Here is a 16748-nt window from a genome sequence, read left to right as displayed (position 1 = left end):
CTTCCCCTAGATAACGAACCCTAGTCTCTAACGCTTGCCGGGCCCGGCAAGCCGTACCATAAGGAGGCATGACTGAACAGCGCCTACGCCATCCGCTCATGCCCGAGAAACCGACTCTCGACGGCCTGGAGCAGGTATGGGTAGCCCGCTGGGAGGAGCAGGGGACCTATCGGTTCGACCGGTCCCAGCCGCGTGAGCGGATCTACTCCGTCGACACCCCGCCGCCCACCGTCTCCGGATCCCTGCATGTCGGCCATGTCTTCTCCTTCACCCACACCGACATCATGGCCCGTTACCAGCGGATGCTGGGCAAGTCGGTGTTCTATCCGATCGGCTGGGACGACAACGGCCTGCCGACCGAGCGCCGCGTGCAGAACGTGTACGGCGTCCGCTGCGACCCGTCACTGCCCTACGACCCCGACTTTGTGCCACCGGACAAGCCCGGCAAACGCGATATTTCCATCTCGCGGCGTAATTTCGTGGAGCTCTGCCAAAAGCTGACGAAGATCGACGAGCAGGCGTTCGAGGAGGTGTGGCGGCGGGTCGGCCTGTCGGTCGACTGGTCGCTGCTCTACACCACGATCAGCGACGACTCGCGCCGCGTCTCGCAGCGGGCGTTCCTGCGCAACCTGCGGCGCGGCGAGGCCTACCTCGCCGAGGCGCCGACGCTGTGGGACGTCTCCTTCCGCACCGCCGTCGCCCAGGCCGAGCTGGAGGACCGGGAGTGGCCCGGCGCCTTCCACCGGATCTCCTTCTACGGCGAGAAGGGGCCGGTCTGGATCGAGACGACCCGGCCCGAGCTGATCCCCGCCTGCGTCGCCCTGGTCGCCCACCCCGACGACGAGCGCTACCAGGCGCTGTTCGGCACCTCGGTGCTGACGCCGCTGTTCGGCGTCGAGGTGCCGATCCTGGCCCACCACCTGGCCGAGCCCGACAAGGGCTCGGGCATCGCGATGATCTGCACCTTCGGCGACATCACCGACGTGACGTGGTGGCGCGAGCTCAACCTGCCCACCCGGCCCGTCATCGGCTGGGACGGCCGGCTGCTGCCCGAGCCGCCCGAGGGCGTCGAGCCGGAGCCGTACAAAGAGCTGGCGGGCAAGACCGTGCACAGCGCCCGCGAGCGGATCGTGGAGCTGCTGCGCGAGTCCGGCGACCTGGAGGGCGACCCGCGGCCCGTGCAGCGCACGGTGAAGTTCTACGAGCGCGGCGACAAGCCGCTGGAGATCGTCACCACCCGGCAGTGGTACATCCGCAACGGCGGGCGCGACGAGGCGCTGCGCGAGCGGATGCTGGCGCGGGGCGGCGAGCTGGCCTGGCACCCGCCGCACATGCGGGTGCGCTACGACAACTGGGTGCAGGGCTTGGCGGGGGACTGGCTGATCTCCCGGCAGCGGTTCTTCGGCGTGCCGTTCCCGGTGTGGTACCGGCTGGATGAGTCGGGCCTGCCGCGCTACGACGACCCGATCATGCCGGCCGAGGAGCTGCTGCCGGTCGACCCGTCCTCCGACACGCCGCCCGGCTACACACCGGAGCAGCGGGGGGTGCCCGGCGGCTTCGTCGCCGACCCCGACGTCATGGACACCTGGGCCACCTCGTCGCTGACCCCGCAGATCGCCGGGCGTTGGGGGACCGACGACGACCTGTTCCAGCGGGTCTTCCCGGCCGACCTACGGCCGCAGTCCCACGAGATCATCCGGACCTGGCTGTTCGCGACCGTGGTCAGGTCGCATCTGGAGTTCGGCGACGTGCCGTGGAGCGACGTCGCCATCTCCGGCTGGATCCTCGACCCCGACCGCAAGAAGATGTCCAAGTCCAAGGGCAACGTGGTCACCCCGATGGACCTGCTGGAGCAGCACGGCTCCGACGCGGTCCGCTACTGGGCGGCGGGCGGCCGCTACGGCGTCGACACCGCCTTCGACGCCGGTCAGCTCAAGATCGGCCGGCGGCTGGCGATCAAGATCCTCAACGCCTCCAAGTTCGTGCTCGGCATGGGCGAGGGCGGGGAGGTTCAGGGCGAGGAATCCCAGGGCGGGGAGTACCAGGGCGCGGTCACCGAGCCGGTCGACCTGGCGATGCTGGCGGCGCTGGCCGGCGCGGTGCGCGAGGCCGGCGAGGCGTTCGACGCCTACGAGCACACCCGGGCGCTGGAGGTGATCGAGCGGTTCTTCTGGTCGTTCTGCGACGACTACCTGGAGCTGGTCAAGGCCAGGGCGTACGAGCCCGGCCCGGCGGCGGCCTCGGCGCACGCGGCGCTGCGGCAGGCGCTCGACGTGCTGCTGCGGCTGTTCGCGCCGTTCCTGCCGTTCGTCACCGAAGAGGTGTGGTCCTGGTGGCGCACGGGCTCGGTGCACCAGGCGCGCTGGCCCTCGGCCGAGCCGGGGACCGGCGACCCGGCGGTGCTGGAGGCGGCCTCGGAGGTGCTGCGCCAGATCCGCCGGGCCAAGTCCGAGGCCAAGGTGTCCATGCGGGCCGAGGTCTCGTGCCTCAGGGTGATCTCTCCGCAGGCCGCGCTCGTCCGGCTCGCGCAGGACGACCTGTGCGCCGCGGGCAACGTCGAGGAGTTCGTACTGGAGCACGGCGAGACGACGGCGATCACGGTGTCGCTGACCTGACGCCGGCGGCAGGGCACGGCCGCAGCGCCGTGTCCTGCCGATACTCGATCATTCATCCGCGCGCGTCAGCGGCGATGACGTGCCAGTCTGGAACAGTGCTGAGCGACCGCGGAACCAAACTCGTGCCACCGGTGCTGGCCCGGATGGCCGCCTGGAGCGCCTGCCTGATCCTCGTCGGCATCGTGCTCTACTACTTCGCGGGAGCCGTGGCGAGGCTCAGCTTCGTGGCGCTGCCCGTGGCCATCGCCCTGCTGCTGACCGCGCTGCTCTTCCCGCTGACCAGGAGCCTGCGCCAGGCGGGCATGCGCTCCATCTGGGCCACCTGGCTCACCATGCTCGCCGCCCTCGCGGTGATCGCCGGCACCGGCTGGCTCGTCGGCGCGCGGGCCACCGAAGAGTTCCCCAACCTGGTCAAGCAGGTTCAAGCCACCGTCGCCGAGGTGCAGGAGTGGCTGGTCACCGGGCCGCTGCACCTGCAGCAGACGCAGATCACCTCCTACGTCAACAACGTCGTGTCGATGATCGACGCCCAGCGCACGGCCATCACCGGCACTGTGCTGAGCGCCGGAGCCGTCGCCGTCGAGGTGCTCGCGTCCATCGTGCTGCTGCTCTTCGTGACGTTCTTCCTGCTCAAGGACGGCGACCGGATCTGGGAGTGGTTCCTCAAGGGATTCGGCCGGATGTCGCCGCGGGTGGACCGGGCGGGGCGGGCCGCCTGGACGACCCTGTCGCACTATGTGCAGGGCAGCGTGATCGTCGCCGCCGTGCACGGCGTGGTCATGGGCATCGTGCTGGCGGGCATGGGCGTGCCGCTCTGGGCGCCGCTCGCCGTGCTCATCTTCTTCGCCAGCTTCATCCCGATCGTCGGCATCTTCTTCGCCGGCACCGTCGCCACCCTGGTCACGCTGGGTGCCAAGGGGATCGTCTACGCCCTGATCTTCGTCGGCATCCTGGTCATCGAGCAGCAGCTCGAGAACCACGTGCTCCAGCCGCTGATCGTCGGCAGGGCGCTCAGGTTCCACCCGCTCGCCATCATCCTCGTGCTGGCCATCGGCGGCATCCTGGCCGGCATCGCCGGAGCCGTGGTGGCCGTGCCGGTGGCCGCGGTGATCTACCGCGCGCTGCCGGAGCTGAGATCCGATCCACTGGCCCTGCCACCGCCGCCACACGCCGTGGCCATGCCACCCGGCCCGCCGGGCGGCGATGAGCCCGCCGACGATCGAGAATCCGGCGCCAAGGGCCGAGAAGGCGCTGACACGGAGTAATCTCGTCACCCGTGACCTGTTCCTTGGCGACCACTTCGCCGCCTGGCTTCGCACGGCCGATGGCGCACCGTTCTGTTCCCGGCGCGACACTCCACCCGACGGACGGGTGCATCGGGATCGCCGCTGGGAAGGCGTACCTTGAGGCAGACACCCAGGACCGCGAGGTGAGTCCGTGAGCGACGGAGCCATCGGGACCGACTCCGTGAGCGACGGAGCCATCGGGACCGACGTGGAGGTTCTCATCCAGCGGCTCGACCCCGAGCTGCCGGTGCCCTCCTACGCCCACCCGGGCGACGCCGGGGCCGACCTTTACGCGGCCGAGGACGCCGAGCTGCTGCCGGGGGAGCGGGCGATCATCCGCACGGGAGTGGCGATCGCGCTGCCCGACGGCTATGTGGCCCTGGTGCACCCGAGGTCCGGTCTGGCCGCGCGGCACGGGGTCACGCTGGTGAACGCGCCGGGCACGGTCGACGCCGGCTACCGCGGCGAGATCAAGGTCACAATGATCAATACCGATGCCAAGGAGTCGTTCCGGCTGCGCCGCGGCGACAGGCTGGCCCAACTCGTCTTCCAGCGAGTCGATCGGGCCGCCTTCCGCGAGGTGGAGAGCCTGCCGGCCTCCCCGCGCGGCACCGGCGGGCACGGTTCGACAGGACGTTGATATCAGGGAGAGTGAACGAAGTGTTCCGACGACGCCGTCGTGAGCAGGCCAAGCACGTGGCCGGGGAAACCGTCGCGGCTCCCACGCGCGAGTATGGGCCGTGGGACGCCGACGAGCCGCACCCGGACCACGACAGGATCGACCTGGGCGGGCTTCGCCTGCCCCACAACGCCGCGTTCGACGTCCGGCTGGCCTCCGTGGGGGACCAGCACGTCGGCGTCGTGGTGCTGTGGGAGGAGAGCTCCCTGCAGCTCCAGGCACTGGCCGCGCCCAAGTCGGGCGGCCTGTGGGAGGAGATCAAGACCAAGATCAAGAGCAGCGCGAAGACGCTGGAGGAGCGAGACGGCGTCTTCGGCACCGAGCTGGCCGGGCAGGTGACGGTCGAGGGGGCCACGAGGCCGGCCCGCTACATCGGCATCGACGGGCCGCGCTGGTTCCTGCTCGCCGTCGTCAACGGCAGGGCCGCGGTGGACGACCAGGTCGCCGAGGCGTTCCTCGACTTCGTCAAGGACATCGTGGTCGTCCGCGGCGACGAGCCGATGGCCCGTGAGGAGTCCATCCCGCTGCGCCGGCCCAGCGACCCGGCCGACGAGGTCGACGAGGAGCCCATCAACCCGTTCCGGCGCGGACCCGAGATCACCGAGACTCGCTGACGCGCCGCCATCACATAGGCTGATGCATCATGAGTACGGCAGAGCCTCCGAAACGCGGCGGATTGCGCGGCTTCTTCAGCCGGCTGGCCTCCAGCCAGTCCGAGATCGAGGCACAGGAGTTGCGTGAGGGCGCCGACGAGGCAGGCGCGACCCCGATCGCCTCGTGTGGCGGCCGCCGCCGGTTCTGCGTGGCCGGTACGCTGCGTACGGTGACGCTCCGCCCGCGTGGCGGCGCGCCCGCGCTCGAAGCGGAGCTTTACGACGGGTCGGACGTGATCGACCTGGTGTGGCTCGGCCGCCGCCGGATCGCCGGGATCGAACCCGGCCGTCCGGTCAAGGCCGAGGGGCTCGTCAGCATCCAGGACGGGCGCAAGGTGATGTTCAATCCTCGATACGAGTTGCGCCCAGGGAGTTGATCAGGTGAGTGCCGAGGCCGGAGAGGTCGTCCACGACACCGTCGAATCGGCGGTGCGAGCCCAGCTCGCCAAGGCGTTCGGCGGCTTTCGCGGCATCGTCGAGGCGGCGGTGCCGACGATCGCGTTCACGCTGACCTGGATCATCACCGAAGAGCTGCGCCTGTCGCTCATCATCAGCATCGCGCTGGCGGTGGTGCTCCTGCTGCTCCGGATCGTGCAGCGGTCGACGCCGCAGTTCGTCATCAACGCCCTGATCGGCATCGCGATCGGGGCGTTCTTCGCCAGCCGCACCGGCGACGCGAAGGACTACTTCCTGCCCGGCATCCTCTGGAACGGCGCCTACGCCGTCGCCATGCTGGTCTCCATCGTGAGCCGCTGGCCCGTCGTCGGGTTCCTGATCGGCTCGGTGACCAACGACCCGGTCGGCTGGCACAAGGATCCCGGCGTCGTCCGGCTCTGCGCCAAGCTGACCTGGCTGCTCATGATCCCCTGCGTGGTCAGGGTGGCCGTGCAGCTGCCGGTCTACCTCTACGGCGGCGACCAGGCCGTGGCCGCGCTCGGCTTCGCCAAGATCGCGATGGGCTGGCCGCTCCAGGTGGCTGCGCTGGCCGCGATGGTGTGGGTGCTCGGCAAGGGCCGCACCCCGATCAACTCACCGATCGCCCCAGCCTGACCTGCCTGGGCAGCCCGATCTGGCTGCCCAGTGCGACGTGCCGGACAAGCAGGAAGGGGCACGGATCCGCGGATCCGTACCCTTCGCCTGGGGGCCGCTGTCTCGCGGGCGGCCCCGTACGACGTCAGTGCTGGGAGAGCAGGTGCGCCAGCTCCTGCTCCATCTCCTGGTTGGCGACGAACAGCAGCTCGTCGCCCGCCTCCAGCGGATCGTCGGCGCTCGGCACCATCACCCGGCCCTCGCGCAGGATCGCCACCAGCGCCGTGTCCGTCGGCCACGGCACCGAGCCGGCGCGCTGACCCACCACGGGCGCGTCCTCGGCCAGCGTGAGCTCGACCAGGTTGGCCTGGCCCTGCCGGAACGTCATCAGCCGCACCAGGTCGCCGACGCTCACCGCCTCCTCGACCAGCGCGCTCAGCAGGCGCGGGGTCGAGACGGCCACGTCGACGCCCCACGACTCGTTGAACAGCCACTCGTTGTTCGGCTGGTTGATGCGGGCCACCACGCGCGGCACGCCGTACTCGGTCTTGGCCAGCAGCGACACCACCAGGTTGACCTTGTCGTCGCCGGTGGAGGCGACGACCACATGGCAGTTGCTCAGCCCTGCCTCGTCCAGCGACGCGATCTCGCAGGCGTCGGCCAGCAGCCACTCGGCCCGTGGCACGCTGTCGATCTTGATGGCCCGGGGATCGACGTCGATGAGCAGGATCTCGTGGCCGTTCTCCAGGAGCTCGGCCGCGATCGACCGGCCCACCGCCCCGGCTCCGGCGATGGCGACGCGCATCACTCGTCCTCTTCCGGTGCCGCGGCCAGCACCTTGTTGATCCGGTCCATGTCGCTCTCCGCGGCGACGACGTGCAGCACGTCGCCGTCCTGCACCATGGTGCTGCCCGTGATGACCACGGCCTCGCCCATGCGGTTGAGGAACGCGGCACGGATGCGCGCCCGCGCCTCCAGGTCCACCACCCGGGTGCCGATCCAGGCGGGGTTGACGGTGACCTCGGCCAGGACCACGGTGCCGGTCGGGTCCCGCCAGAGCGGCTCGGCCCCCTCCGGCAGGATGCGGCGCATGACCTGGTCGGCCGTCCACCGCACGGTCGCCACCGTGGGGATGCCCAGCCGCTGGTAGACCTCGGCGCGCCGGGGGTCGTAGATGCGGGCCACCACGTTGTCCACGCCGAAGGTCTCGCGGGCGACCCGGGCCGAGATGATGTTGGAGTTGTCGCCGCTGGAGACGGCGACGTACGCCGCCGCCGACTCGATGCCCGCGTCGATGAGCACACCCCGGTCGAAACCGACGCCGGTCACCCGGCGCCCACGGAACCCGGCCCGCAGGCGACGGAACGCCTGCGGATCCCGATCGATGATCGCTACCGAGTGGCCGTTGTCCTCGAGGATGTGCGCCAGGGTCGATCCGACCCGGCCACATCCCATGATCACAATATGCATACTCCCCCGCACTTTCGCGGTCGGCCGGTTGCTCGACACCAGTATGGCTTGCCAGGGGAGCGCCCCGTCTGATGTCGCACTTCGTACGGCTAGCATCTCGTTACGTGGTGAAGGGAACCGATCTCCTCAAACGGGTGCTTGTGGGCAGGGCGTTGCGTAGCGGCCAGCTCCACGAGCAACTGCTGCCCAAGCGCATCGCCCTGCCCGTGTTCGCCAGCGACGCGCTCTCCTCGGTGGCCTACGCGCCGCAGGAGATTTTGGTCATCCTCTCCCTGGCGGGCGTCTCCTTCTACGCCTACAGTCCGTGGATCGCGATCGCCGTCATCGTGGTCATGCTCACCGTCGTCGCCTCCTACCGGCAGAACGTGCACGCCTACCCCAGCGGCGGCGGCGACTACGAGGTCGCCACCACCAACCTCGGGCAAAACGCCGGGCTCACCGTGGCCAGCGCCCTGATGGTCGACTATGTGCTGACCGTCGCGGTGTCGGTGGCCAACGGCGTCGACTACGTCGGCGCCACCATCCCCTTCGTCGCCCAGCACAAACCCACGGTCGCCATCGGCATCGTGATCCTGCTGACCGTGGTCAACCTGCGCGGCCTGCGCGAGTCGGGCGCGGCCTTCGCCGTCCCGACCTACGCGTTCATGTTCGTGGTGCTCGGGATGATCGTCGTCGGCGGTTTCCGTACGGTCGTCTTCGGCGAGCAGTTGCACGCGCCCAGCGCCGACTTCTCGATCGTGGCCGAGCAGAGCGACCTGACGGCCTTCGCCGCGGCCTTCCTGATCCTGCGTGCCTTCTCCACCGGCTGCGCCGCGCTGACCGGCGTCGAGGCCATTAGCAACGGCGTGCCGGCCTTCCGCAAGCCCAAGAGCCGCAACGCCGCCACGACGCTGCTCATGATGGGCCTGATCGCGGTCACCATGTTCGGCGGCATCATCGCGCTGGGGCTGGCCTCCGGGGTGAAGGTGGCGGAGCCCTCCGTGGTGGCCACCGCCCTGCTGCGGGCGGACGGCACCCCCGTCGGCCCTGACTACCACCAGCAGCCGATCATCTCGCAGGTGGCCGACGCGGTCTTCGGCGGCGGGTCGATGCCGTTCGTGGTCATCTCGGGGGTCACCGCGCTCATCCTGTTCCTGGCGGCCAACACCGCCTTCAACGGCTTCCCGGTGCTCGCCTCCATCCTGGCCCAGGACCGTTTCCTGCCCCGCCAGCTGCACACCCGCGGCGACCGGCTGGCCTTCTCCAACGGCATCATCCTGCTGGCCCTGGCGGCCTGCCTGCTGCTGTGGGGCTTCCAGGCGGACGTCAGCCGGCTGCTGAACCTCTACATCGTCGGCGTCTTCGTCTCCTTCACGCTCAGCCAGACCGGCATGGTGATCCACTGGACCCGGCGGCTGAGGACCGAGGTGGACCTGAAGCCGCGCCACCAGATGCACCGCTCCCGCATGATCAACTTCTTCGGCGCGGTCATGACCGCGCTGGTGCTCGTCGTGGTGCTGGTCACCAAGTTCGTGGTCGGCGCCTGGATCGTGTGCATCGCCATGCCGATCCTGTTCCTGATGATGAAGGCCATCCGGAGGCACTACGACAACGTCGCGGCCGAGTTGGAGCTCAGCGAGGACTTCGACGAGTCGATGCTGCCCGCCCGCAACCACGCGATCGTGCTGGTGTCCAAGATCCACAAGCCCACCATGCGGGCCCTGGCCTACGCCCGCGCCACCCGGCCGTCGACACTGGAGGCGATCACCGTGGGGGTGGAGGGCCAGGAGGCGCGGGCGCTGCAGGAGGAGTGGGAGCGGCGCGGCATCCAGGTGCCGCTGAAGATGCTGGACTCGCCCTACCGGGAGATCACTCAGCCGATCCTCGACTACGTCAAGAGCCTGCGCCGCCGCTCCCCGCGTGACGTGGTGACCGTCTTCATCCCCGAGTACGTCGTCGGCCACTGGTGGGAGCACCTGCTGCACAACCAGAGCGCGTTCAGGCTCAAGGCGCGCCTGCTGTTCAAGCCGGGGGTGATGGTGACCAGCGTGCCGTGGCAGCTGCACTCCTCCGTCCGGCTCCAGGGCCGCCGCGAACCGCTCGTCCCGGGCCGGGGACGCCGCCCGCGCGACAACGGACGCGACGGCGCCGGCGGTGCCAGGCCGCGCTGATGTGAGCGCCTGCGTCAGGACACGCTGATGTACGCGTCGGCTCAAGGACGTGCTGATGTACGCGCCGGCGGTGTCAGGACGCGTCGATGTGGGTGCGCAGCCTCGTGGTGTCGGCCTCGGTCCAGCCCGGTGGCGCGGCGACCGCGGCCCAGCTGTTCACGATGATGGGCCCGTACCGGTGGCCGTGGCCGGGCGGGACGGACCGTGCGGCGATCATGTCGACCAGGACCTGCCAGAACGTCACCAGCGGGAACCAGTTCATCTGCGGGTTGACGCCGGGCGCGCGGGGCGGCTCCAGCCAGCCGGGCCGGTGGTAGACGAGCGCGGGCGACCACCAGACGACCGGGTCGGAGGCGTTCTGCAGGTAGACCACGCGGGGCGGCGGCCACGGGCCCGGCGGCCGCCACAGGTCGGCGGGCCGCTGCGCGAAACGCACCGTCCGGCCGGAGTCGTAGACGGGCCGCCACAGCGGGCTGCCCGGGTCGCGGCCGACGGTGAGGGCCCGCCAGATGGGGTTGGCGTTCGGCGGGCCGACGAACAGCGCGCCGTCGGTCCTGGCCGCCAGGTCGCCCAGGTCGCGGAAGGCGTGCTCCAGCTCGAAGGAGCCCAGGCTCTCACCGGAGATCACCAGCTTGGGCCGCGCGCCGGCGGGCAGCGCCGCCCACCTGGCGCGCACGGCCTCGAAGAGCGCCGCCCCGGCCCTCGCGGCCTTCCCCCTGTCGACCAGGAACGACACCCAGCTCGGCAGGTAGGAGTACTGCATCGCGACCATGGCCGAGTCGCCGTTGTACATGTACTCCAGGGTGTCGGCGATGCCCTGGTCGACCCAGCCGGTGCCGGTGGTGCCCAGCACGGCCAGCACCGGCCGCTCGAACGCGCCGGTGCGCTCCAGCTCACGTACGGCCAGCGCGGCCTGGTCGCGCGGTGACGAGGTGGCGTCCAGGCCGATGTAGACCCTGATCGGCTGGACCGCGCCGCCGCCGGAGAACGCGGTCAGCCTGGCGGGCGTGGTGGCGGTGCCGGTGAACGTGCGCCCCTCCCTGCCCAGGGACTCCCAGCTCACCAGCGACCCCGGCCCGCCGGACAGGGCAGCGGACGTCGGCCGCCGCACGTCGGGGCGGGTGCCGGAGTTGGCCACCGACGACACGTCGCTGATGGTGGTGACGAACCCGGAGAACAGCACGTCGTTGGCGAGGACCGCGACGAGCAAGGCGACGACCAGCACCCCCACCACCTGGCCGACGTAGGGCGGCACGAACAGGTCGAGCCAGGCGACGAGCGTGCGCACGCCCAGCCGGACCATCCGGGCCAGGAGCAGGAACACGGTGAAGAACGCGACGGTCACGGCCAGGATGACCGGCGGGAACCAGCTGATGGCGGGGTCCATGCCCATGAGCGAGCGCAGGTCGCGCTGCCAGTCGTAGCTGTACCACAGCGCCGCCGCCGTCAGGATCGCACCGCCGGTGAGCATGATCTGCCAGGCCTGCCGCCGCCACCGGAACTCCGGCACGCGGCCGCGCAGCAGCGCCCGGCAGCCCGCCCCGGCGACGGCTCCCAGCGCGTAGCCGAGCAGTGCCGTGATGCCGCCCATCAGGCCCTGATAGAGCCAGGTGCGCGGCAGCAGGGACGGCGTCAGCGAGGCGCAGAAGAACAGTGTGGCCAGCAGCGTCCCCCCGAACCCGAGCTGCCGCCCCACCACCTGAGCACCGTTCACGATCACTCAGAGTAGTCGATCGCCCGGGGAAAGTAGCCGGGCAGGTAGGCATAGGGTATCCGTGTGGAACAGGTATCTCTCGAGCTGACAGTAGGTCCGGTCGCCCATGGCGGCTGGTGCGTGGCGCGCCATGAAGGGCGGGTGGTCTTCGTCCGGCACGCCCTGCCGGGCGAGCGGGTCAGGGTCGAGGTGACCGAGGAGACCACCCGCTTCCTGCGGGCCGACGCCGTGGAGATCCTGGAGGCGTCCCCCGACCGCGTGGTGCCGCCCTGCCGCTACGCGGGGCCGGGGCGGTGCGGCGGCTGCGACTGGCAGCACGCGAGCCTGGACGCGCAGCGCCGGCTCAAGGGCGACGTGGTCGCCGAGCAGTTGCGCCGGCTGGCCCGCATCGAGCGGGAGGTCGTCGTGGAGGAGGTGCCGGGCGCCAAGGACGGGCTCGGCTGGCGCACCCGCGTCCAGTTCGCCGCGCTCCCCGACGGCCGGCTCGGCCTGCGTAAGCACCGCTCGCACGACATCCTGCCGATCGACGCCTGCCTGATCGCGCACCCCGAGGTGGAGGCCGTCGGGGCCGAGGGCCACGAGTGGCCGGGAGCCGCCGCGGTCGAGGTGATCGCCTCGGCCGGCGGCGACAGAGCCGTCGTGGTCGCGCCGCGGCCCCGCCGCAGCGTGGCCGTCCCCGATCTTGAGGCGGACGCCTCCATCCTGCTCGACCAGGGCAAGGGTCGCACCGTCCCGAGGCGTGGCTCGGGCGTGCTGCACGAGCGGGTCGGCGACCGCGAGTTCCGGGTGGCCGGCAGCGGCTTCTGGCAGGTGCATCCCGGCGCCGCCGAGATTCTCCTGGACGCCGTGCTGACCTACGCCGCGCCCGAGCCGGGGGAGTGGGCCCTCGACCTCTACTGCGGCGTCGGCCTGTTCGCCGCCGGGCTGGCCGAGGGCGTGGGGGCCGAGGGCGCGGTGTTCGGGCTGGAGTCCGAGGCCGCGGCCGTGCGCGACGCCCGCGCCAACCTGCGCGATCTGCCGCAGGCGCGGGTGGAGCGCGGGCGGGTGGAGGAGGCGCTCGACCGCTTCCAGATCGAGCGGGCCGACCTCGTGGTGGTGGACCCGCCCCGCACGGGGCTCGGCCGCGACGTGGTGGAGCGGATCGCCGCACTCACGCCGCAGCGGATCGTCTACGTCTCCTGCGACCCGGCCACCCTAGCCCGCGACCTGGCCTGGCTGGCCGAGCGCGGCTACCCCCTGACGGACCTGCGCGCGTTCGACGCCTTCCCGATGACGCACCATGTGGAGTGCGTGGCGCTACTGGTCAAGGGCTAGGTCACGGCTATGACCAGCACTGGGACGACAGCATGCGTCTCGGCGTGACTCTGGACATCCCAAGATCATGACGCGTGTGTGACGCACGATCATGAAACGCCCCGTCACCGGGTTCGGTGGCGGGGCGTACTCATGCCCGGGAACCTACTCGTCATCGTCGGGGTCGGGTCTCCAGATGGATGTCCACATCTGGCCAAGCCGATACAGCACGTAACGCCAACCATACGGTGCGTTGGCACGTCTCACGTCTTACCCGTCTCACAGACGATCGGAGACCCCCCATGTCGCAGCCTTACGGGCAAGACCCGCACGGATACCAGCCGCCGCAGTATCCGCCCCAGCACGGATACCCGACCCAGCAGATGTACGGGCCACCCCCGCGCCGGAAGAAGAGCAGCGCGCCGCTCATCCTTGTCGTCATCGGTGTGGTGATGCTCGTCATGTTCGGTGGCTGCGCGGTCCTGATCGCCGCGCTCGGCAACAGCGGGAACGAGCCGACCACCAGCGCGGTGGCCGGCCCCGCCGAGGACACCGAGGTCGGCACCGGCGGCAGCGCGAAGAAGACGACGAAGGAGCGGGTGGTGAAGACCGCCGGGATCGGCGACACCGTCCGCGACGGGAAGTTCGCCTTCACCGTGACCAAGCTGGAGAAGCGGACGTCCATCGGCACCGACTTTCTCGGCACCGAGGCCCAGGGCGTGTTCCTGCTCGTGCACGTCACCGTGGAGAACATCGGGGACGAAGGCCAGTCCTTCTTCGGAAGCGTGCAGAAGCTGCACGCCAACGGCAAGGAGTTCGACGTCGACAGCGGTGCCGCGATCTACCTGGAAGATTCCAAGTCGCTGTACGAGAAGATCAACCCCGGCAACAAGGTACGTGGCATCGTCGTGTTCGACGTGCCCAAGAGCGTGAAGCCAGACTCGATCGAGCTGCACGACAGCATGTTCTCCGGCGGCGTGCAGGTGGACCTGCGATGAGAACACGCACCGTCGCCGCCTGCCGCTCCTAGAGCCAGCCCATGCGCTGGGCGGTGCGGATGGCCTCCAGCCGGTTCTGGGCATTCAGCTTGGTCATCGCGCTCGACAGATAGTTGCGTACGGTGCCCTCGGTGAGGTGCAGTTCGGCGGCGATCCTGGAGATCGTGTGGCCGTCGCCCGCCAGCCGCAGCGCGTCACGCTCGCGGTCGGTGAGCGGGCTGTCGCCGGCCGCCATGGCGGCGGCGGCCAGCTCGGCGTCCAGGTAGCGGCCGCCGGACTGCACCTTGTGGATCGCCATGGCCAGCTCCTCGGCCGAGGCGTCCTTGCCGAGGAACCCGCTCACCCCCGCCGCCATCGCCCGGCGCAGATAGCCGGGCCGGCCCAGGCTGGTCAGGATCACGATCTTGCACAGGGAGCTGATCTGCTCGGCGGCGCTGAGCCCGTCCATGCCGGGCATCTCGATGTCCAGGACGGCCACGTCCGGCCGGTGTTCGGCGACGGCCGCCAGGACCTCGTCGCCCCTGCCGACCTGGGCGACGACCTCGATCCCCTCCTCCAGGTCGAGCAGCGCGGCGATCGCGCCACGGATGAGGTGCTCGTCGTCGGCCAGCAGCACGCGGGTGGTCATGCCGGCACCACGACCCTGAGCAGGTAGGCGCCCTCCGGTGTGGGCGCGGCGGAGAGCGCGCCGCCCGCGGTGCTGACGCGCTGCGCCAGGCCGCCCAGGCCGTTGGGTGCGTGCTCGCCCGCCGGGCCGGTGACGCCGTCGTTGGACATCTCCAGAATCCCCTCCTTGATCGTGATCGTGCAGTGCTCGGCCTTGCTGTGCTTGAGCACGTTGGTGGCTCCCTCGCGGACCACGGTGGCGAGCAGGGTGCGGGTCTCGGCGGTCAGCTCGCCCGTCTCGGCGTCCACGGTGCAGTGCACGTCGGCCGCCTCCAGCACCGCCCGCACACTGGCGAGCACCTCGCCGAGGTCGAGCGCCCGGTAGCTCTGCACGGTGAGGCGCACCTCACGTAACGTCTGCCTGGCCAGGTCGCGGACCTCGAACATCTCGCGGGCGGCGGCCTCCGGGTCGGCGCGCAGGGCCTGTTCGGCGTCCGCCGTCCGGGCCGAGATGTCGGTCAGGCTCTGCCCGAGCAGGTCGTTGAGGTCGCGGGCGAAGCGCAGCCGCTCCTCCGACACGGCCAGCAGGGCCCTGGCCTCCTCGCCCTCGTGCGCCTCTCTGGTGATCCGCCACAGCCACAGGTTCGCCAGCACGCCGCCGGCGACGATCATGGTGGCCACGACCTGGAGGATGAGCACCTGCGGGTTGAAGCCGTCGACCAGCGCCACGTACACGGTGACGAACGTGATGGAGGCGAGGGACAGCAGCAGCAGGGTGCGTCTGCGGACGAAGGGCGCCGCCATCGCCAGCCACACCGGCATCACCCACAGGATCGGGAACGCGGCCAGCAGCAGGACCATCGTCCCGGCCGCCGCCAGCATCCCGGTGGGCCGGGGCCCGCCTCTGACGGCGATCCTGAGCGAGCGGGAGGCCAGCACGATCACGATCACGACGAGCGCGACGGCGACGACGACCAGCGACGCCGGGACCCCCGCCAACCAGTGGTAATAGAGATCGATGACGCCGAGCAGGCCCAGTAGGAGAGCAAAGTCGGAGGAGTAGAGGATGAGCCATCGGACCTTGTCGAGCTTGCTGGCCTTCCTCATGCCGGCACCTCGGCCCGCAGCACGAACTCCCCGGCCGGCGTGGGTGTGGCGGAGAACGAGCCGCCCGCGGTGGACATCCGCTCGGCGAGCCCGCGCAGGCCGCTGCCCGCGCCGGCGGCCGGCGCTTTCACGCCGTCGTTACGCATCTCCAGCACCCCGCCGTCGATCATGATCGAGCACCGGGTCGCCCGGCTGTGCTTCAGCACGTTGGTCGCCCCTTCCCGGACCGCCCAGGCGAGCAGCGTACGGGCGGGGGGTGACAGCGCGTCGGCCCTGGCCTCGATCGTGCAGCGGGCACCGGCCGCCTCCAGCGCGGCGCGCACCCCGGCCAGCTCCTCGTCCAGGTCGAGCGAGCGATAGCCGTCCACGGCCACCTGCACCTCCGCCAGTGACTCCCCGGCCAGGCGCCGCACCTCCGACATCTCGGTGGCGGCCCTGGCGGCGTCCTTGGTGGCCATTTTGGCCGACAGCTCGCTCTTGAGGGTGATGACCGACAGGCTGTGGCCGAGCAGGTCGTGCAGGTCGCGGGCGAAGCGCAGCCGTTCCTCCGACACGGCGAGCCTGGTCTTGGCCTCCTGACCGTCATGCACGTCCCTGATGGTCCGCCACACCCAGCACCAGATCCAGGTCGCCGCGGGCCACAGCAGCGCGCTGACGGCGTAGCTCATCAGCGCGCCCTGCCACGACAGGGCGGTCATGGCCGAGGTGTAGACGGTGAACGCGGCGGTGAGGGTGGCGCCGAGGGTGAGGATCGACCAGAGCGGCAGGTACAGCGTGGCCGAGGCGAGCCAGATGAAGACGATCGACTCCGCGCCCTCGGTGCCGGCGGCCAAGCCCGGCACTTGCAGCGCCACCACGGCCGCCGCGAGCAGGGCGCCCGCGGTCAGCTTCAGTACGGGGAGCGGCCGGTCGTCGAAGGCGTCTTTGAGGATGAGGCAGTAGAGCACCAGCACGCTCGCCGTGCCGGCCAGGGAGGTGAGCATGGCAGGCGGAGAGGTGTGGCCCTGCACGGTGGCGGTGACGGTGGATCCCGCGAGGAAGCACCCGAAAAGGGCCATCGAGCCGTACATCCAGTAGAGAAGGATCTTCTTCGCCGTTTCCGGCCTTGTGGCCACCCGGCATCCCCCTAATGGATCAAAAGCTGCCCC

Annotated in this window: 15 protein-coding genes; 9 read left to right on the top strand and 6 right to left on the bottom strand. The window is 70.4% G+C overall.

The window, feature by feature from the left end:
• Positions 1–68 precede the first annotated feature (68 nt).
• From valS to IEY87_RS22810, 6 genes are all read left to right on the top strand, one after another.
• Positions 69–2615, top strand: a complete 2547-nt coding sequence (gene valS, locus IEY87_RS22835; protein WP_225277560.1) for a valine--tRNA ligase — start codon at positions 69–71, stop codon at positions 2613–2615.
• A gap of 95 nt (positions 2616–2710) precedes the next feature.
• The gene (locus IEY87_RS22830; RefSeq protein ID WP_189140793.1) at positions 2711–3880 is read left to right on the top strand and encodes an AI-2E family transporter; all 1170 of its coding nucleotides are present in this window, start codon (positions 2711–2713) and stop codon (positions 3878–3880) included.
• Positions 3881–4097: 217 nt separating this feature from the next.
• The gene (gene dut, locus IEY87_RS22825) at positions 4098–4541 is read left to right on the top strand and encodes a dUTP diphosphatase (RefSeq protein ID WP_189141084.1); all 444 of its coding nucleotides are present in this window, start codon (positions 4098–4100) and stop codon (positions 4539–4541) included.
• 20 nt (positions 4542–4561) lie between these two features.
• Positions 4562–5194: a DUF3710 domain-containing protein gene (locus tag IEY87_RS22820; protein ID WP_225277561.1), complete on the top strand. Its 633-nt coding sequence runs from the start codon at positions 4562–4564 to the stop codon at positions 5192–5194.
• Positions 5195–5223: 29 nt separating this feature from the next.
• Positions 5224–5610, top strand: coding sequence for an OB-fold nucleic acid binding domain-containing protein (locus IEY87_RS22815; protein ID WP_189140792.1), 387 nt, complete (start codon positions 5224–5226; stop codon positions 5608–5610).
• 4 nt (positions 5611–5614) lie between these two features.
• Positions 5615–6283 carry a DUF3159 domain-containing protein gene (locus IEY87_RS22810; RefSeq protein ID WP_225277562.1) on the top strand — a complete coding sequence of 223 codons (669 nt, stop codon included), beginning with the start codon at positions 5615–5617 and terminating at the stop codon, positions 6281–6283.
• A gap of 124 nt (positions 6284–6407) precedes the next feature.
• On the opposite strand, the gene IEY87_RS22805 is transcribed toward IEY87_RS22810, so the two are convergent.
• Both IEY87_RS22805 and IEY87_RS22800 read right to left on the bottom strand, forming a co-directional pair.
• Positions 6408–7067, bottom strand: a complete 660-nt coding sequence (locus IEY87_RS22805) for a potassium channel family protein (protein ID WP_189140791.1) — start codon at positions 7065–7067, stop codon at positions 6408–6410.
• Complete coding sequence (locus IEY87_RS22800) at positions 7067–7732, bottom strand: potassium channel family protein (protein ID WP_189140790.1); 666 nt, start codon at positions 7730–7732, stop codon at positions 7067–7069. Before IEY87_RS22800 ends, IEY87_RS22805 begins: the two co-directional genes overlap by 1 nt.
• Before the next feature lie 104 nt (positions 7733–7836).
• Here IEY87_RS22800 and IEY87_RS22795 point away from each other — a divergent pair, with 104 nt between their 5' ends.
• Positions 7837–9882, top strand: coding sequence for an APC family permease (locus IEY87_RS22795; protein ID WP_189140789.1), 2046 nt, complete (start codon positions 7837–7839; stop codon positions 9880–9882).
• Between the two features lie 73 nt (positions 9883–9955).
• On the opposite strand, the gene IEY87_RS22790 is transcribed toward IEY87_RS22795, so the two are convergent.
• Positions 9956–11596, bottom strand: coding sequence for an alpha/beta hydrolase (locus tag IEY87_RS22790; protein WP_225277563.1), 1641 nt, complete (start codon positions 11594–11596; stop codon positions 9956–9958).
• A gap of 63 nt (positions 11597–11659) precedes the next feature.
• Here IEY87_RS22790 and IEY87_RS22785 point away from each other — a divergent pair, with 63 nt between their 5' ends.
• Positions 11660–12910 carry a class I SAM-dependent RNA methyltransferase gene (locus tag IEY87_RS22785; protein WP_225277564.1) on the top strand — a complete coding sequence of 417 codons (1251 nt, stop codon included), beginning with the start codon at positions 11660–11662 and terminating at the stop codon, positions 12908–12910.
• A gap of 281 nt (positions 12911–13191) precedes the next feature.
• On the top strand, positions 13192–13887 hold the full coding sequence (locus tag IEY87_RS22780) for a DUF4352 domain-containing protein (RefSeq protein WP_189140787.1): 696 nt from the start codon (positions 13192–13194) through the stop codon (positions 13885–13887).
• 28 nt (positions 13888–13915) lie between these two features.
• Here the strand turns inward: IEY87_RS22780 and IEY87_RS22775 are convergent, their stop codons facing one another.
• Genes IEY87_RS22775 through IEY87_RS22765 form a run of 3 tightly spaced genes read right to left on the bottom strand, consistent with a single transcriptional unit; the run spans position 13916 to position 16715 of the window.
• Positions 13916–14515: a response regulator transcription factor gene (locus IEY87_RS22775; RefSeq protein ID WP_189140786.1), complete on the bottom strand. Its 600-nt coding sequence runs from the start codon at positions 14513–14515 to the stop codon at positions 13916–13918.
• Positions 14512–15600: a sensor histidine kinase gene (locus tag IEY87_RS22770; RefSeq protein ID WP_189140785.1), complete on the bottom strand. Its 1089-nt coding sequence runs from the start codon at positions 15598–15600 to the stop codon at positions 14512–14514. Before IEY87_RS22770 ends, IEY87_RS22775 begins: the two co-directional genes overlap by 4 nt.
• Positions 15597–16715 (bottom strand): sensor histidine kinase, encoded by a 1119-nt coding sequence (locus IEY87_RS22765; RefSeq protein WP_189140784.1) that lies wholly within the window; start codon positions 16713–16715, stop codon positions 15597–15599. Before IEY87_RS22765 ends, IEY87_RS22770 begins: the two co-directional genes overlap by 4 nt.
• Positions 16716–16748: the final 33 nt, after the last annotated feature.

It is taken from the genome of Nonomuraea glycinis (genome assembly GCF_014646515.1).
GTDB lineage: Bacteria > Actinomycetota > Actinomycetes > Streptosporangiales > Streptosporangiaceae > Nonomuraea > Nonomuraea glycinis.
The sequence above is the reverse complement of the archived record's forward strand: the minus strand, read 5'-3'. Positions and strand labels throughout refer to the sequence as shown.

Excerpts from the sequence above, each read along its gene's own strand:
- valS (WP_225277560.1), top strand. The coding sequence starts at position 69 with ATGACTGAACAGCGCCTACGCCATCCGCTCATGCCCGAGAAACCGACT.
- IEY87_RS22775 (WP_189140786.1), bottom strand. The coding sequence starts at position 14,515 with ATGACCACCCGCGTGCTGCTGGCCGACGACGAGCACCTCATCCGTGGC.
- IEY87_RS22800 (WP_189140790.1), bottom strand. The coding sequence starts at position 7,732 with ATGCATATTGTGATCATGGGATGTGGCCGGGTCGGATCGACCCTGGCG.
- IEY87_RS22805 (WP_189140791.1), bottom strand. The coding sequence starts at position 7,067 with ATGCGCGTCGCCATCGCCGGAGCCGGGGCGGTGGGCCGGTCGATCGCG.
- IEY87_RS22770 (WP_189140785.1), bottom strand. The coding sequence starts at position 15,600 with ATGAGGAAGGCCAGCAAGCTCGACAAGGTCCGATGGCTCATCCTCTAC.
- IEY87_RS22815 (WP_189140792.1), top strand. The coding sequence starts at position 5,224 with ATGAGTACGGCAGAGCCTCCGAAACGCGGCGGATTGCGCGGCTTCTTC.
- IEY87_RS22780 (WP_189140787.1), top strand. The coding sequence starts at position 13,192 with ATGTCGCAGCCTTACGGGCAAGACCCGCACGGATACCAGCCGCCGCAG.